Consider the following 16,633-nt stretch of genomic DNA (forward strand, 5'->3'; position numbering starts at 1 on the left):
GGTGCGTGATTCGTGGCGCGAATACCAGGGCACGCGGGTGGAGCTGCAGAGCCTTGATTTGCTCGGTAGCAGCCTGGCCCTGCGCCGCGACCTGGAAACCCTCAACAACCAGGTGCAGATCAACGCCACGCTGGGCCAGTCCGGCAAGGCGGGCGATCTTGAGGGCAAGATCAGCGCCCTGGAACAAAGCGTGCTGAGCCGCCTGCAAAGCCTCAACGCCATGGCGACTGAGCCCGAGCAAATTGCCGCTTTTGACGCCAAGCGCGACGAGTTGATCGCAGCCTTCAAGGCCCAGCAACAGGAAACGTCGTTGCTGAGCAAAAGTGCTTTGATCGGCAAGTTGCTCAACAAGGCGCAGATGCTCAGCCAGATCATTGCCAGCCAAGCCGGTTTGAGCCGCGACCCCCAGAGCGACCTGCGCCAACTCAGTGAGCTGATCACCAGCGTGACCCCACTCGTCACCCAGACCCTGGGTGAAGGTCGAGCAATGGGCGCGTATTCCCTGGGGCAGGGTTTTCTCAACTCGTCGTCCAGCACACGGTTTGACGAGCTGTTGCAGCAATTGGAAAAAATCCAGGCCGAATATGGCCTGAAGTTGCAAGATGCCTTGGGCTCCAGCAAAGCCGCCCATGCGGCTCTCGACGGCCTGGCCAAGTCCAGCAACGCCAGCCTCAAGCAAGGCAGCGAGTTGTTTGAAGAACAGGTGGTGATGGCCGAAACCCTCGACGCGCCCTGGCAGGATTTCTACGACGGCGTCAGCCGATTGATGGCCCAGACGTACCAGTTGGATGACGCCACCCTGACGTTCCTCGGGCAGCAATTGGAGCAACGCCTGGCACAGAACCGTACGCATATGGTGGTGCTGGTCTCGGCCCTCAGCGCGGTGTTCCTGCTGATTTTCTACTTGTATGCAGGCTTCTACGCCTCCACGCGCACCACCTTGCGGCGCTTGGGCACGATGATGGATAAGGTCGCGGCCGGCGACATGACCGTCACCTTTGTCGCGCAAAGCCGCGATGAGCTGGGTGACCTCGGCCAGGTGTTCAATGGCACCGTGGCGAAGATCCATGACTTGATCGAGCGCGTCGGGCACACCGTCAGTCAGGTCGAGCTGCAGGCCGGGCAGGTGGAGACGGTCTCGGCCCAGAGCAACCAGGCCGTTTCCGGGCAGCGTATGCAGATCGAACAGGTGGCGACGGCCATGAACCAGATGTCGTCCACTGCCCAGGAAGTCGCGCGCAGTGCGGCGGCGGCGGTCAGCAGTGCCCACAGCGTCAACGACGAAACCGTCAGCGGCCGCAGCCTGGTGCAATCCCAGCAGGGCAGCATTGCGCGACTGGCGACGGAGATCGATCAGTCGGTGCAGGTAATCAACCAACTGGCCACCGACAGCCAGTCCATCAGCAGCGTGTTGGAAGTGATCAAAAGCATCGCCGAACAAACCAACTTGCTGGCGCTCAACGCGGCCATCGAAGCCGCACGCGCCGGCGAGCAAGGGCGTGGGTTTGCGGTGGTGGCCGATGAGGTGCGGACCCTGGCGCGCCGTACCCAGCACTCCACCGAGGAGATCGAGCAGATGATCAGCCGCTTGCAAAGCGGCGTGGCGGCGGCCGTGAAAGCCATGGGCAGCAGTCATGATATGGCCAGTGGCACCGTGGGGCAGTCGGAAAGGGTTCAGCAAGCCCTGGAAAATATCCTCGGCGCCGTCGGGATGATCGTCGATCAAAACCAGCAGATCGCCGCCGCTGTGGAGCAACAAACCGCCGTCGCCCACGATATTGACCAGAACATCGTTGAAATCAATCGGGCTGGTGAGCATGCCGCCGAGGGCGCGTATCAGACCGAAGCGGCGAGTCGACAGCTGTCGCTGCAGGTGATTGAGTTGAAACAATTGATCGGCGCGTTTCGGGTATGAGAATTGAATGTAGGATTTATCGTTTCATGGTGTGGCGCTTGTCCTGATTTTGCTGCGTCTCTTTTCTGAAGCCGTGAATGGGTGAAACTTGTTTCACTCGATTTCAAGTCCGGGGGAGGCACAGCGATGACCGCTGCGATCGGCATCAAAGGGCACTGCGCCCATTGTGATATCACCTTTAATCTCAAGCCTTGGCAACTCAACGCCATCGCCATCGAAGAACCGTTCGATTGCCCTTACTGCCAATGGATCTTGCAACTGAACTGCCCTCGACAGTTGCGCCAGTTCAGGTCCCTGGACCAGTGGGCGCTGGTGCGCCCGAGCATGGTGGTGTTGACCTGCATGGTGCTGATCGTGGCGTTGGTGGCGGAGTGGGTGGGGCTGATCAGTGTGATCGGCCAATTCAACATCTCGTTGGTGGTCTTACTGGTGCATTTGCTGGTGTTGCGATACGTCCGTCACCGCCAGCGCCTGATCTTGAATCTGCAACGGGTAACGCCCGCGCTACCAGTTGAACAGCTCGCACGCATTGCGTGTGCTCGCCTCAGCCAGCAATAGAGGGCTGATGCCCATGCGCTCGGCAAGCTCAGTGCAGATAGCCGGCAGGTGTTCGGGGCTGTTGCGCTGGCCGGGATACATGGCGGGCGCCATATCCGGTGAGTCGGTTTCCAGTACCACGGCGTCCAACGGCAGGTGGGCCAGCACCTTGTGCATGCGCAGGGCCTGAGGCCAAGTGGCGGCGCCCCCCAGCCCGAGTTTGAAGCCGAGCTTGATGTATTCGCGGGCTTCTTCGCGGCTACCGGCAAACGCATGGATGATGCCGCCACGGGGCAGGCGAATGCGCTTGAGGGTAGCGATGACGTCCGCGTGGCTGCGACGGACATGCAGCAGCGCCGGCAGCTGGAAGTCCACGGCCAGTTTCAGTTGGGCCTCAAACAGGCTTTGCTGGCGTTCGCGGTCCAACTGTTCGAGGAAGTAATCCAGCCCGATTTCGCCTACCGCACACAGTTGCCGGTGACCGTGCAGGCGAGTCAGCCAGTCGCCGAGCTCCGTCAGGTCGGCGGGGCGATGGTCATCGAGGTAGACCGGGTGCAGGCCAAACGCAGCGAACAAGCCTTCGTCCGTTTGCACCAGATCCCACAGCCGCTGCCAATTCTGCTGATACACCCCCAGCACCACCATGCGTCGCACGCCCAGCGCTCGGCTGTGAGCGAGGACTTCCCGGCGATCGCTGTCGAAATCCGGGAAGTCCAAATGGGTGTGGGTGTCGATCAGCTCCACGCTCAAGCCTCGCGAATACGCTGCTTGAACGTCCGGCCGATGGCATGCACGCCGGGTTGGTACTGCTCGTCTTCGACCGCGACCAGGGCCAGGCGCAGCGCGGTCTCGGCGATCAGTTGATGTTGCTGGGCCATGGCGTTGACCGGCAGCGGCAGGAAATCCAGCAACTGTGTATCACCAAAGGTGCCCAGGCGCAGCGGCCGCGATTTGAGTGGGAAGTCATGCAGCGCGTCGAACACGCCCTGCAGCAGCACGTAGGACGTGGTCACCAGTGCGTCAGGCAAGTGCCCCAGTTGCTGCAGAAGTTGCTCCATCAACTGTCGGCCACAGTCGCGGCTGAAGGCTTCGCCGTGTTCGACGATCACCTCGCCGGTGAACCCTTCCAGCGCTTCACGGAAACCGGCGGCACGCTCCTGGCTGATGCTCAGCTCGGGCCGCGCGCCGATCAGCACGATCTGCTTGGGCAGGGGCTGCAACAGGCTGCTGGTCAATTGCAGGCACGCTTGGCGGTCGTCGCTGACCACCGAGCAGAATTGATCTGCGCCCATCACCCGGTCGATGGCAATCACCGGCAAACCCTTGGCCTGCAGCTCGCGGTAACTGTCATCGCTGGCCGGCAGGCAACTGGCGACAAACAGCGCGTCACACCGCCGGGCGCGGAACAGTTGCAGCAATTGACGCTCGCTGTCGGCATCGTCGTCGGAACTGGCGATCAGCAGTTGATAGCCGCGCGCCCGGGCACCTTGCTCCAAAAGCTTGGCGATGCGTGCGTAACTGGGGTTTTCCAGGTCGGGCAGGATAAAGCCCAAGGTGCGCGTGTGCCGACTGCGCAGCCCGGCGGCCTGAGGGTTGGGGGTAAAACCATGGGCTTCGACCACAGCACGCACCCGTTCGACGGTGGCGTTGCTGATGCGTTGCTGTTCGGCCTTGCCGTTGATGACGTAGCTGGCGGTGGTTACGGACACACCGGCAAGACGGGCGATATCACTGAGTTTCAAACCGGGATTTCCTTGTTTTCTGGAGCGGGCCCCGACATTTTCTCCAATCGTAACCGATTCCTGTACACGACCAATGTCCTGGCTCAAGCGCCGAGTGGTTCTTCAAGGATGCGCAATTAACGCGTAGTCTTCCATAAGATCTAGATTAAACGTTTCAGCCAGCGTATTTTTACGACGTTCGCGACTGAGTGGCTACTGCCAATTGACTACTCAGTCAGTTAATCATGAACACCCTTTACACTGTTTGTTTAAAACAATACCTAGTGCGCCACCGCACTAACTAGGAGAACGGCATGCTTGAGCTCACTGTAGAGCAGATTTCCATGGGCCAGGTGGCCGTGGACAAATCTGCTGCCTTGCACCTGCTCGCTGAAAAACTGGTGGCCGACGGCCTGGTCGCCGAGGGATACCTCAGCGGTTTGCAAGCCCGTGAAGCCCAAGGCTCGACCTTCCTCGGTCAAGGCATTGCCATTCCCCACGGCACTCCCGAAACGCGCGATCAGGTGTTCTCCACCGGTGTGCGCCTGCTGCAGTTTCCCGAAGGGGTGGACTGGGGGGACGGCCAGATCGTGTACCTGGCCATCGGCATTGCCGCCAAATCCGACGAACACCTGCGCCTGTTGCAACTGCTCACCCGCGCCCTCGGTGAAACCGACCTGGGCCAGGCTCTGCGCCGTGCCGGTAGCGCCGAAGCGCTGTTGAAACTGCTGCAGGGTGCGCCGCAGGAACTGGCGCTGGATGCGCAGATGATCGGCCTGGGCGTGTCCGCTGACGACTTCGAAGAGCTGGTATGGCGCGGTGCACGGCTGTTGCGTCAGGCCGATTGTGTGAGCAATGGTTTCGCTGCCGTGTTGCAGCAGGTCGATGCGCTGCCCCTGGGCGATGGCCTGTGGTGGTTGCACAGCGAGCAGACCGTCAAGCGCCCGGGCCTGGCGTTTGTCACCCCGGACAAACCTATGCGCTACCTCGGCCAGCCGCTCAATGGCCTGTTCTGCCTGGCCAGCCTGGGGGAAGCCCACCAGACGCTGCTCGAACGCTTATGCGCCTTGCTGATAGAAGGTCGCGGCCAGGAACTCGGCCGCGCCACCAGCAGCCGCGCCGTGCTTGAAGTGCTCGGTGGAGAATTGCCACCAGACTGGCCTGCTGCGCGCATTACCCTGGCCAACGCCCACGGCCTGCACGCGCGCCCGGCGAAGATCCTTGCGCAGTTGGCGAAAAGTTTTGACGGCGATCTCCGTGTGCGCATCGTCGATGGCCCGGTGGGCGCCGTGTCGGTGAAAAGCCTGAGTAAATTGCTGAGCCTCGGCGCGCGTCGCGGCCAGGTGCTGGAATTTATCGCCGAACCGAGCATTGCTGGCGACGCGCTGCCCGCACTGCTGGCAGCGGTGGAAGAAGGCCTGGGTGAAGACGTCGAGCCGCTGCCGACCGTGAGCGTCCAGCCTGAAGTCCTCGATATCGAGCCGGAGCTCAGCGCACCCTTGGCCGGTAGCCAGGTTCAGGCCATCGCCGCTGCGCCGGGCATCGCTATCGGCCCTGCGCACATTCAGGTTCTGCAAGTCTTCGATTACCCACTGCGCGGCGAATCTTGCGCCATCGAGCGCGAGCGCCTGCACAGCGCCCTGGCCGATGTGCGCCGTGATATCCAGGGGCTGATCGAACGCAGCCAGTCCAAGGCGATCCGCGAGATTTTCGTCACCCACCAGGAAATGCTCGACGACCCTGAACTCACCGACGAAGTCGACACGCGCCTCAAGCAAGGCGAAAGCGCTGAGGCGGCATGGATGAGTGTGATCGAAGCGGCGGCCAAACAGCAGGAGTCGTTGCAGGATGCCTTGCTCGCCGAGCGTGCCGCCGACCTGCGTGACATTGGCCGTCGTGTGCTGGCGCAACTGTGTGGCGTCGAAACCGCCCAGGAACCGAGTGAGCCTTACATTCTGGTGATGGACGAAGTCGGTCCGTCTGATGTGGCCCGGCTTGATCCGGCGCGCGTCGCTGGCATCCTCACCGCCCGCGGCGGCGCGACGGCCCACAGTGCCATTGTCGCCCGCGCCCTCGGTATTCCCGCGCTGGTGGGCGCCGGTCCGGCGGTGTTGCTGTTGGCCGCCGGTACGCCGTTGTTGCTGGATGGCCAGCGCGGGCGCCTGCATGTGGATGCCGACGCCGCTACCCTGCAACGCGCCACGGTCGAGCGCGACACCCGCGAACAACGCCTGCAAGCGGCCTCGGCACAACGCCACGAACCCGCGTTGACCCGTGACGGTCATGCCGTGGAAGTGTTCGCCAACATCGGCGAAAGCGCTGGCGTCGCCAGCGCGGTGGAGCAGGGCGCCGAAGGCATCGGCTTGCTGCGCACCGAACTGATCTTCATGGCCCATCCGCAAGCGCCGGACGAGGCTACCCAGGAAGCCGAATACCGCCGCGTCCTCGATGGTCTCGCCGGTTGTCCGCTGGTCGTGCGCACCCTCGATGTGGGCGGCGACAAACCGCTGCCTTATTGGCCGATCGCCGAAGAGGAAAACCCCTTCCTCGGCGTGCGCGGCATTCGTCTCACCTTGCAACGCCCGCAGATCATGGAAGCCCAACTGAGGGCGCTGCTGCGCTCGGCGGACAACCGTCCGCTGCGCATCATGTTCCCCATGGTCGGCAGCGTCGATGAGTGGCGCGCCGCCCGTGACATGACCGAGCGCCTGCGTCTGGAAATCCCGGTGGCGGACCTGCAACTGGGCATCATGATCGAAGTGCCGTCGGCCGCGTTGCTCGCGCCGGTATTGGCCAAGGAAGTGGACTTCTTCAGTGTCGGCACCAACGATCTGACCCAGTACACCCTGGCCATCGACCGTGGCCACCCGACCCTGTCCGCTCAGGCCGATGGCCTGCACCCGGCAGTGTTGCAACTGATCGACATCACCGTGCGTGCAGCCCATGCCCATGGCAAATGGGTTGGCGTGTGCGGCGAGCTGGCGGCGGACCCGTTGGCAGTGCCGGTATTGGTCGGCCTGGGGGTGGATGAGTTGAGCGTGTCCGCCCGCAGCATTCCCGAAGTGAAGGCGCGCGTGCGCGAATTCAGTCTGAGCGAGGCCCAGGGCCTGGCGCAAAAAGCACTGGCGGTGGGCTCACCTGCCGAAGTGCGAGCCCTAGTGGAGGCCGTATAGATGGCAAGGATTCTGACCCTGACGCTGAACCCGGCGTTGGATCTGACGGTACGCCTGGCGCGCCTGGAACCGGGTGAAGTCAACCGCAGCGAAACCCTGCTGACCCATGCCGCCGGCAAGGGTGTGAACGTGGCGCAGGTGCTGGCCGACCTGGGCCATGAATTGACCGTGAGCGGCTTTCTCGGTGAAGGCAACCCCCAGGCCTTTGAAGCGCTCATTGCACAGCGTGGGTTTACCGACGCGTTTATCCGCGTGCCCGGTGAAACCCGCAGCAATATCAAGATTGCCGAGCAGGATGGCCGGGTCACCGACATCAATGCACCGGGGCCGCAGGTGACAGAACAGGCGCAGAACGCCTTGCTGGACAAACTGGCGCAGATTGCTCCCGGCTTTGATGCGGTGGTGGTGGCCGGCAGCTTGCCACGCGGCGTCAGCCCGCAGTGGTTCAAGGGGCTGTTGGAGCAGTTGAAACGCTATGGTTTGAAAGTCGCTTTGGACACCAGCGGCGAAGCACTGCGCGCGGGTTTGCTGGCCGGCCCATGGCTGGTCAAACCCAATACTGAAGAGCTGGCCGAAGCCCTGGATAACGCCACCGATGCGGTCAGCCAACTGCACCGGCAAGGTGTCGAACATGTGGTGGTCTCCGACGGTGCCGCCGGCGTGAGCTGGTACAGCCCAAATGCGGCGCTGCAGGCCACACCGCCCAAGGTCACGGTCGCCAGCACCGTAGGCGCCGGCGATTCGCTGCTGGCCGGTATGCTCCATGGTCTGCTCACCGGGGATACGCCGGAACAGACCTTGCGCCGCGCCACGGCGATTGCCGCGATGGCGGTGACGCAGATCGGTTTTGGCATCAGCGATCACGCGCAGTTGGCGCGTCTCGAAAGCGGCGTTCAAGTGCGCTCGCTGACAGAACAATAAGAGGGTTTGTGATGAAGTTAGCCATTGTTACCGCCTGCCCGAACGGCATGGTCACCAGTGTGCTGTGCGCCCGCTTGTTGGACGCCGCCGCACAGCGTCAGGGCTGGAGCACCAGCGTTGAAGTGGTGGATGTGCAGCGCCCGGAACGCCAGCTCTCCCAGGCCACGATCGACGATGCCGAATGGGTGTTGTTGGTCAGCAGTACCCCGGTGGATATGCAGCGGTTTGTCGGTAAGCGCGTGTTCCAGAGCACGCCGGCCCAGGCGCTGGCGGATGTCGACGCGGTATTGCGTCGCGGCGCTGAAGAAGCCCAGGTGTATGTCGCCACGCAGCAGGCGGCTGAAAATGCACCACGTATTGTGGCAATCACGGCTTGTCCGACGGGCGTGGCGCACACCTTCATGGCCGCCGAAGCCTTGCAGCAGACCGCCAAGCGGCTGGGCTACGACTTGCAGGTCGAGACCCAGGGCTCGGTCGGCGCACGCACGCCCTTGAGCCCGCAGGCTATCGCTGAGGCCGATGTGGTGCTGTTGGCGGCGGATATCGAAGTCGCTACCGAGCGCTTCGCCGGCAAGAAAATTTACCGCTGCGGCACCGGCATTGCCCTCAAGCAATCCGAAGCCACCCTCAACAAGGCCCTTGCTGAAGGCGCAGTGGAAAGTGCGGCCAGCGGTGCCGTGGCCAAGAAAGAAAAAACCGGCGTTTACAAACACCTGCTGACCGGTGTGTCGTTCATGTTGCCGATGGTGGTGGCGGGCGGGTTGTTGATTGCGTTGTCCTTCATGTTCGGCATCACTGCTTTTGAAGAGAAAGGCACACTGGCTGCTGCCTTGAAAACCGTCGGCGATCAGGCCTTCATGTTGATGGTGCCGCTGCTGGCGGGCTACATCGCTTATTCCATTGCCGACCGTCCTGCGTTGGCCCCCGGCATGATCGGCGGGTTGCTGGCGACCACCTTGGGTGCTGGTTTTATCGGCGGGATATTTGCCGGTTTCCTCGCCGGTTATTGCGTCAAGCTGATCACCCGCGCGGTGCAGTTGCCGCAAAGCCTGGATGCGCTCAAGCCGATCCTGATCATCCCGTTGCTGGCGAGCCTGTTCACCGGCCTGGCGATGATCTACCTGGTCGGGCCACCGGTGGCGCGCATGCTTGTGGGCCTGACGGAATTCCTCAACACCATGGGCACCACTAACGCCGTGCTGCTGGGCATTCTGTTGGGCGGCATGATGTGCGTCGACCTCGGTGGGCCGATCAACAAGGCAGCCTATGCGTTTTCCGTCGGCATGCTGGCGGCGCACAGTGGCGCGCCGATTGCCGCCACCATGGCGGCCGGCATGGTGCCGCCGATCGGCATGGGCATCGCTACGTTCCTGGCACGCCGCAAGTTTGCCCAAACAGAGCGTGAGGCCGGCAAGGCGGCGATCATTCTGGGGATGGTGTTTATCTCCGAAGGCGCGATTCCCTTTGCGGCCAAAGACCCGCTGCGCGTGATCCCGGCCAGCATCGCCGGTGGCGCGTTGGCCGGCGCGCTGTCGATGTACTTTGGTTGCAAGCTCGCGGCGCCCCACGGCGGCCTGGCGGTGCTGGTCATCCCGAATGCGATGAACCATGCGCTGCTGTACCTGCTGGCGATTGTCGCGGGCAGCTTGCTGACCGGTCTGGTGTACGCCTTGATCAAACGTCCGGAAGCGCAAGAGCTGACTGTCGCACCCGTGTCATAACCCCATGCTTTAGTGGCCCTTTTGATACTCAAGAGGGCACCTGCATGAGCCACTTCGATCTCGGCCGCCGCCGCGTGATGCAAGCCGTCGGCGCCGGCCTGTTGCTGCCGGGCCTGGCCCCGGCGGTGATCGCCTCTGTGAAGGACCGGCCGCAACTCACCGACGGCGTGCAGTCCGGCGATCTGCTCGGTGATCGCGCCATGATCTGGAGCCGCAGCGATCGCCTGGCGCGCATGGTGGTGGAGTGGGACACCCGCAGCGTGTTCAGCAACCCGCGCAAATTCATCTCGGCTCTGGCCGATAATCGGACCGACTTCACGGCCCGCGTCGAACTCACCGGGCTGCCCGCCGATCAGGCGATTTTCTACCGCGTGCATTTCGAAGATGCCCAAACCGGCGTCGCCAGCGAGCCGTGGTTCGGCCACCTGCGCAGTGTGCCGCAACAGCGCCGCGATATTCGTTTCGTGTGGAGCGGCGACACCGTCGGCCAAGGCTTCGGCATCAACCCGGACATTGGCGGCATGCGCATCTATGAAGCCATGCGCCTGCGTTTGCCGGACTTTTTTATCCACAGTGGCGACACCATCTATGCCGACGGCCCGGTGCCGGCGCAACTGACGACCGAAAACGGGCGTATCTGGCGCAATATCACCACCGAAGCCAAGAGCAAAGTCGCCGAAACCCTGGATGAATATCGCGGTAATTACCGCTACAACCTGATGGACGAAAATGTCCGTCGCTTCAACGCCGAAGTGCCGCAGATCTGGCAGTGGGACGACCATGAAGTGGTGAACAACTGGTCGCCGAGCAAGCAGTTGGATGAGCGTTACCAGGTCAAGGACATCAACACCTTGGTCGGTCGTGCACGCCAGGCGTGGCTGGAATATTCACCGATGCGCCGGCAGAGCGCCGATGGCGGCGGGCGGATTTATCGCAAGCTCAGCTATGGGCCGTTGCTGGAGGTGTTCGTGCTGGATATGCGCAGCTATCGCGGGCCGAACGATGACAACCTGGGCGCTGAAAAAACCTTCCTGGGCCGGGAGCAATTGGACTGGCTCAAGCGTGAACTCAAGGGGTCGCAGGCGCAGTGGAAAGTCATCGCGGCGGACATGCCTATTGGGCTGGGTGTACCCGACGGCGAAGTAAGCCCCGGCGTACCGCGCTGGGAAGCGATTGCCAACAACGACCCTGGCGCACCGCAAGGGCGTGAGTTGGAAATTGCCGAGCTGCTGGGGTTTTTAAGGGCGCAGAAGGTGCGCAACCACGTATGGCTGACGGCGGATGTGCATTACTGCGCGGCACATCACTATCACCCGGATCGTGCGGCGTTCCAGGATTTTGAGCCGTTCTGGGAGTTTGTGGCCGGGCCGTTGAACGCGGGGAGCTTCGGGCCTAACCCATTGGATAAGACCTTTGGGCCTGAAGTGGTGTTCGAGAAGGCACCACCGGCGCAAAACACGTCGCCATTTGCCGGGTTTCAGTTTTTTGGCGAGGTGCAGATAGATGGGCAGACGGCGGAGTTGACCGTCATCCTGCGGGACTTGGATGGGGTCTCAGTGTTCGAGCAAAAGCTGCAACCCGCCTGATTTGGAATGCAATCAAAACGGCGGGAGCTGGCTTGCCTGCGATAGCGCTAGTGAATTCACCCTCGCTGTCGCAGGCAAGCCAGCTCCCACCGTTGCCAATCAGTAGACGTCGCGACGATAACGGCCTTGTTCGATCAGCCGCTCCACGGCCTCACTGCCGAGTATGTCCACCAACGCCTGATCCACCCCGGCCGCCATGCCTTGCAGACTCCCGCACACATAAATCGCCGCGCCGTCGCTCAGCCACTTACGCAACACGTCGGCTGACTCCCGCAGGCGATCCTGCACGTAGATTTTCTCTTCCTGATCGCGAGAAAACGCCAGATCGAGCAACGCCAGGTCACCGCTGGCCAACCAGCCCTGCAACTCGTCCTGGCACAGGAAATCATGGGCGATATTGCGCTCGCCAAACAGCAGCCAGTTGCGCTGCTGGCCATCGGCAACACGCGCCTTGAGCAAGCTGCGCAGGCCGGCCAGGCCGGTGCCGTTGCCCAGCAGGATCAGTGGCACGGGGATGTCTGGTAGATGAAAACCACTGTTGCGGCGCAGGCGCAGGCTGATGCTTGAGCCGAGGGCGGCATGTTCGGTGAGCCAGCCTGACCCCAGGCCCAGGCTGCCATCGGGGTGGCGTTCCTGGCGGACGATCAATTCGAGTACGCCATCGCTGGGAATCGAGGCGATGGAATATTCGCGCATTCCCAGGGGCACCAGCGCGTCCACCAGCGCCTGGGCGTGCAGGCCGACCAGGTGAGCGCGATGCGTCGGCAATTGGCGAGTGGCCAAAGCCTGGTCGAGGGTGTGCGCCATGCCGTCGATCAACACGCCGTTGCTGCCGGCCAGACCCAGGCCTTCGAGGAAGTGCTCGATGGCCCAGGGGCAGTTGCGCGGCAGCACTTCCACCAGGTCACCGGCTTGCCAGCTGTGTGGCGAAGGCGAGGTGAGGCCCAGTAAATAGACACCGGAACCTGCGCTGTCGCGGTTGAGCAGGGTGCGCTGACACAGCGTCCAGTTTTCGTATTGGGCGGTCGGCCAAGCGGCCGCCGGGGCGTGACCGGTGAGCTGGCCGAGTTGTTGTTGCCAGTGCAGCAGGGCAGTGGTGTCGCCGCTGTCGACTTCCACCGGGGCAAACAGCGCGTTGCCGCCCTGGTTGGTCAGCCAGAAATGCAGGCGCCGCGCGAAGCCGCAGAAGTGTTCGTATTGACGATCACCCAGGGCCAGTACCGAGTAGTTCAAGCCCTTTAGGGACAGGTCCTGACCGAGCACACTGCGCTCGAAACCGCGGGCGCTGTCGGGCGCTTCGCCGTCGCCGAAGGTACTGACCACGAACAGCGCATTTGCCGACTGGCGCAGGTCATCCTGGCTGACACTGCCCAGGGACTGCACCTTCACCGGCAAGCCGGCCGCCTGCAATTGGCCGGCTGTCTGCCAGGCCAGTTGCTCGGCAAAACCGCTCTGGCTGGCAAAGCCGATCAACCATGGCGGAGCATCGCTGGTGTTGGCCGTGAGGCCTTTACGCGCGTCACGCACCTGGCGTTTCTTGCGACGCCGATCCAGGTACAACAGCCAGCCGGTAATGAAGAACAACGGCATCAGCACTGAACTGAGCGTGAGAATGATCCGCCCCACCAGGCCGAAGTAGCTTCCGGTGTGCAGCGCGTAGACGCTGGTCAGCAGTTGGGAACCGAGGGTTTTGCTGGCGTAGCGGTCGTGGGATTTGACCTCGCCAGTTGCCGGGTCCAGGTTGATCTGGTTCAGCGCACGGTCATGGGGCGAGTTGTCCAGCAGGTAGTAAACGATGGCAGGTTGCCCGGCGACGGCCGGCATGCGGATATTGTAGGCACTCAAGCCTGGGCCGGCGTTGCTGTAGATACTGCTCCAGATCGCATCGTAATTGGCCACGGGCGCCGGGCCTTCGGGGGCCGGTCCGCGTTTGCGCACGCGTTCATTCTGTGGGGCATCGGACAGCAGTTTGGTCAGGCCCTGGCTGTACCAGTCGTAGGACCAATACAACCCGGTCAGCGCCGACAGCAGGTAGGCCAACAGGCACCAGGTGCCGAATACCGAGTGCAGGTCCCAATTAAAGGCACGGCCCTTTTTGCGCCAATCCAAGGTCAGCCAGGCACGCCAGCTCGCCACCTGGCGCGGCCAGCGCAGGTACACACCGGAGAGGCAGAAGAACACCAGGATCAGCGTGCACGCGCCGGTGATGTTGCGCCCGATATCGCCCATCACCAGGAAGCGGTGGAACTGCAGCAGGAACCCGAAGACCTCCTGGCCGACCACATCGCCCAGGTAGTTGCCGGTGTAGGGATCGAAATAGCGCAACTGGCCACGGCGTTCACCGGGCGGCGGGGTGAAGAACACGCGGGCGGCGTTGCCGCTTTCGCTCTCCACGAACAGCATGGCCACGGTCTTGCCTTCGGTCGCTTCCAGTTTGCGCACCAGCTCGGCGGGCGGCAGTACGCCGGCTTCGCGTGTTTGCACGGTCAGTACGCTGGGGTTGAGCGCCCGCAGTATTTCATCCTGAAACGAGACCGCAGCCCCGGTGATCCCCATCAAGGCCAGCACCAGCCCGGCGGTAATGCCGAAGAACCAGTGCAACTGGAACAGGGTTTTCTTCAACACGTCTGACCGCCTCGTCTATCCGGATATGTAGGGCACGGCGCGCATTATGCCGTGCCATGTCGAGAAACATTCTGTTTAACACGCAAAAGCCCCACGCATCCGATGCGTGGGGCTTTTTGCTGCGTGGTAGTGCTGTTTAGAAGTGGAAACTGGTGGTCAACAGCGCCGTACGACCGGCCGCCTGATTGGCGAAGTGCGTCGAGAAGGCTTTGTCGTAATACAGCTTGTCCGTCAGGTTTTGCACGTTCAATTGCAGGTCGACGTTCTTGGTCAGTTTGTAGCTGGCCATGGCGTCGTAGCGGGTGTAGGACGGTACGTAAACGGTGTTGCCTGCATCGCCATAAACCTGGTCGACGTAGAACGCGCCACCGCCGATGGTGAGCTTGGAGGTGACGTCGTAGGTGGTCCACAGGCTGAAGGTGTTCTTCGGCGTATTGGGCATTTGATTGCCTTTGTTCGACCCCGAGCTGACCACACCGTTGCGGCCGTTCAGGCCGGATTTGACCAGCTCGCTGTCGAGGTAGCTGTAGCCGGCGAACACCTGCCATTGGTCGGTGATCTTGCCGCTGGCGGACAATTCCACGCCGTCGACTTGGGACTCACCTGCGTTCTGATAGGTCAGGGCGTCGACCAGGATGCGCGTGTTTTTCTTCTCGGTACGGAACACCGCAGCGGTCAGAGACAGGCGATCGTGGAACAGGTCCCACTTGGTGCCCAACTCGTAGTTGACGGTCTCTTCCGGCTGCAGGTCGCTGCTGGCGGCACCGGCAGACAGCGGGTTGCCGTCCGAACCTTCACCGACCAGGCCACCGGCAGGCGTCGCCGACGTGGCGTAGGAGGCATAGATGCTGGCGTTTTCCACCGGTTTCCAGACCAGGCCGGCTTGCCAGTTGAAGAATTGGCTGTCTTCTTTGATTTTGCTGCGGCCGGTCGCGGAGTCGGTGTTGGCAACGGTGTCGAAGGTGTCGTAGCGCAGGCCGACGTTCAGCAACCATTTCGGGTCCAGCTCGATGGTGTCGAACACATAGGCGCCACGGCTGGTGGCCTTGGTGGCGGTGCCGTAATAGTTGCGCGCGATGCTGCCGGTCCAGGCGTCATCCGGGTTCGGGTTGCTCAGGGAGGTGCACTGGCCGCCCAGGCTGCCTTTGGCCACGGTGCAGACCGGGTTGGTGTTGGGGCTGATGGTGTAGTTGCTCACGCGGGTTTCTTCGCCGGTGAACTCCAGGCCGGTGGAGTAGCTGTGCTTGAAGCCCAAAGCCTGGAAGCTGCCAAACAAGTCCGTCTGGTTGGTGGTGGTGGTTGTGGTCGAGACCCGGCTGTTGGCGCGGCGCCACACGGTGCCGAACCGGTTGACGTTGAATTTGCTGTCGTCCGGCTGCGTCAGGATGTAATCCTGGCCAGTGCTGCCATGGCGCAGGGTGTTTTTCAGCGTCATGTTGTCGTTCAGGTCGTGCTCGATGGAGAACGTGCTGATATCGGCGCGGGTCTTGCGGAAATCGCGATCCTTGAGGCCGTAGAAATTGTTGCTGTCGCCGCCATCGTTGGGTTTGTCATGCACGTGGGCAGTGGCGGTCGATGAGCCGTAGCCATAAGGAATCCCCGAATCCGGCAGGTCGTCGCTTTCCATGTGGTAGTAGCTGAGGTTGACGCGGGTAGGGGTGCCCAGGCCGAACGTCAGCGACGGCGCTACGCCCCAACGGTCGTAATTCACTGCGTCGCGGCCGGCGACGTTCTGTTCGTGGCTCATCAGGTTCAGGCGGAACGCGGCGCTGTCGTCGAGGAACTGACGGTTCACGTCGAGCACGTAGCGGCGGGTCTGGTCGGAACCATAGGTGAAGCCGCCGTTGGTGAAGTCCCGCGCTTGTGGGGTTTTGCTCACCAGGTTGAGGCTGCCACCGGCCGAGCCACGACCGCCGAACGAAGAGTTCGGGCCTTTGCTGACTTCGATCGATTCGATGTCGAAAATCTCACGGCTCTGGCCGCCGGTATCGCGCACGCCGTCCAGGTAAGTGTCGCCCTGGGCGTCAAAACCGCGGATGAACGGGCGGTCGCCCTGAGGGTTGCCGCCTTCACCGGCACCGAACGTGATGCCCGGTACGGTGCGCAAGGCATCCTGCAACGACGTGGCGGCGGTGTCCTTGAGCACTTGTTGCGGCACCACGGTGACCGAGCGCGGTGTGTCCACCAAGGGCGCGGTGTATTTCTGCGACGAGGCTTTTTCCACTTGGTAGGAGGTGTTGTCCTGTTCTTCCCCGGTGATGCTGGTGGCGCCGAGGGAGATGCTGTTGCGCTGGCCTTTTTGTTCAGTGTCTTCAGCCGCCTGCGCCTGATGGGCGATAGCGCTGGCGCTGAGGGCAACGCCGATGGCCGAGGCCAGCATGCGAGGTGAACTGGCAGGTATTTTTGTAATGGTGCGCGACATGACGTGTCCCTT

Annotated in this window: 10 protein-coding genes; 6 read left to right on the forward strand and 4 right to left on the reverse strand. The window is 62.4% G+C overall.

Going from position 1 to position 16,633, the window contains the following annotated elements:
* Positions 1-1,210: 1,210 nt before the first annotated feature.
* Positions 1,211-1,915 (forward strand): methyl-accepting chemotaxis protein, encoded by a 705-nt coding sequence (locus BMZ57_RS30120; protein ID WP_392397730.1) that lies wholly within the window; start codon positions 1,211-1,213, stop codon positions 1,913-1,915.
* Positions 1,916-2,041: 126 nt separating this feature from the next.
* Entirely contained in the window at positions 2,042-2,473 is a 432-nt protein-coding gene (locus BMZ57_RS06635; protein ID WP_069673355.1) for a hypothetical protein, read from the forward strand.
* Here the strand turns inward: BMZ57_RS06635 and BMZ57_RS06640 are convergent.
* Complete coding sequence (locus BMZ57_RS06640) at positions 2,420-3,196, reverse strand: TatD family hydrolase (RefSeq protein WP_021491907.1); 777 nt, start codon at positions 3,194-3,196, stop codon at positions 2,420-2,422. The genes BMZ57_RS06635 and BMZ57_RS06640 overlap by 54 nt on opposite strands.
* A 2-nt stretch (positions 3,197-3,198) precedes the next feature.
* Positions 3,199-4,194, reverse strand: a complete 996-nt coding sequence (gene cra, locus BMZ57_RS06645) for a catabolite repressor/activator (RefSeq protein ID WP_010213216.1) — start codon at positions 4,192-4,194, stop codon at positions 3,199-3,201.
* Between the two features lie 293 nt (positions 4,195-4,487).
* Here cra and ptsP point away from each other — a divergent pair, with 293 nt between their 5' ends.
* The 4 genes from ptsP to BMZ57_RS06665 are packed head-to-tail and all read left to right on the forward strand — an operon-like array spanning position 4,488 to position 11,574.
* Positions 4,488-7,346 (forward strand): phosphoenolpyruvate--protein phosphotransferase, encoded by a 2,859-nt coding sequence (ptsP, locus tag BMZ57_RS06650; RefSeq protein WP_069673354.1) that lies wholly within the window; start codon positions 4,488-4,490, stop codon positions 7,344-7,346.
* Entirely contained in the window at positions 7,347-8,267 is a 921-nt protein-coding gene (gene pfkB, locus BMZ57_RS06655) for a 1-phosphofructokinase (protein WP_010213213.1), read from the forward strand. It begins immediately after the preceding gene.
* Positions 8,268-8,278: 11 nt separating this feature from the next.
* Positions 8,279-9,988 carry a PTS fructose-like transporter subunit IIB gene (locus BMZ57_RS06660; RefSeq protein WP_010213212.1) on the forward strand — a complete coding sequence of 570 codons (1,710 nt, stop codon included), beginning with the start codon at positions 8,279-8,281 and terminating at the stop codon, positions 9,986-9,988.
* A gap of 44 nt (positions 9,989-10,032) precedes the next feature.
* The gene (locus BMZ57_RS06665; RefSeq protein ID WP_069673353.1) at positions 10,033-11,574 is read left to right on the forward strand and encodes an alkaline phosphatase D family protein; all 1,542 of its coding nucleotides are present in this window, start codon (positions 10,033-10,035) and stop codon (positions 11,572-11,574) included.
* 99 nt (positions 11,575-11,673) lie between these two features.
* Here the strand turns inward: BMZ57_RS06665 and BMZ57_RS06670 are convergent, their stop codons facing one another.
* Positions 11,674-14,199 carry a PepSY domain-containing protein gene (locus tag BMZ57_RS06670; RefSeq protein ID WP_021491902.1) on the reverse strand — a complete coding sequence of 842 codons (2,526 nt, stop codon included), beginning with the start codon at positions 14,197-14,199 and terminating at the stop codon, positions 11,674-11,676.
* Between the two features lie 136 nt (positions 14,200-14,335).
* A complete protein-coding gene (locus BMZ57_RS06675; protein ID WP_038452691.1) occupies positions 14,336-16,621 on the reverse strand; it encodes a TonB-dependent receptor in 2,286 nt (761 codons plus the stop codon).
* Positions 16,622-16,633 lie beyond the last annotated feature (12 nt).

The sequence above is a fragment of the Pseudomonas simiae genome, assembly GCF_900111895.1.
Lineage (GTDB): Bacteria > Pseudomonadota > Gammaproteobacteria > Pseudomonadales > Pseudomonadaceae > Aquipseudomonas > Aquipseudomonas simiae.

What these genes read in the sequence shown, in the direction of transcription:
- BMZ57_RS06675 (WP_038452691.1), bottom strand. Translation starts at nt 16,621, where the DNA reads ATGTCGCGCACCATTACAAAAATACCTGCCAGTTCACCTCGCATGCTG.
- ptsP (WP_069673354.1), top strand. Translation starts at nt 4,488, where the DNA reads ATGCTTGAGCTCACTGTAGAGCAGATTTCCATGGGCCAGGTGGCCGTG.
- pfkB (WP_010213213.1), top strand. Translation starts at nt 7,347, where the DNA reads ATGGCAAGGATTCTGACCCTGACGCTGAACCCGGCGTTGGATCTGACG.
- BMZ57_RS06635 (WP_069673355.1), top strand. Translation starts at nt 2,042, where the DNA reads ATGACCGCTGCGATCGGCATCAAAGGGCACTGCGCCCATTGTGATATC.
- BMZ57_RS06660 (WP_010213212.1), top strand. Translation starts at nt 8,279, where the DNA reads ATGAAGTTAGCCATTGTTACCGCCTGCCCGAACGGCATGGTCACCAGT.
- BMZ57_RS06665 (WP_069673353.1), top strand. Translation starts at nt 10,033, where the DNA reads ATGAGCCACTTCGATCTCGGCCGCCGCCGCGTGATGCAAGCCGTCGGC.
- BMZ57_RS30120 (WP_392397730.1), top strand. Translation starts at nt 1,211, where the DNA reads ATGTCGTCCACTGCCCAGGAAGTCGCGCGCAGTGCGGCGGCGGCGGTC.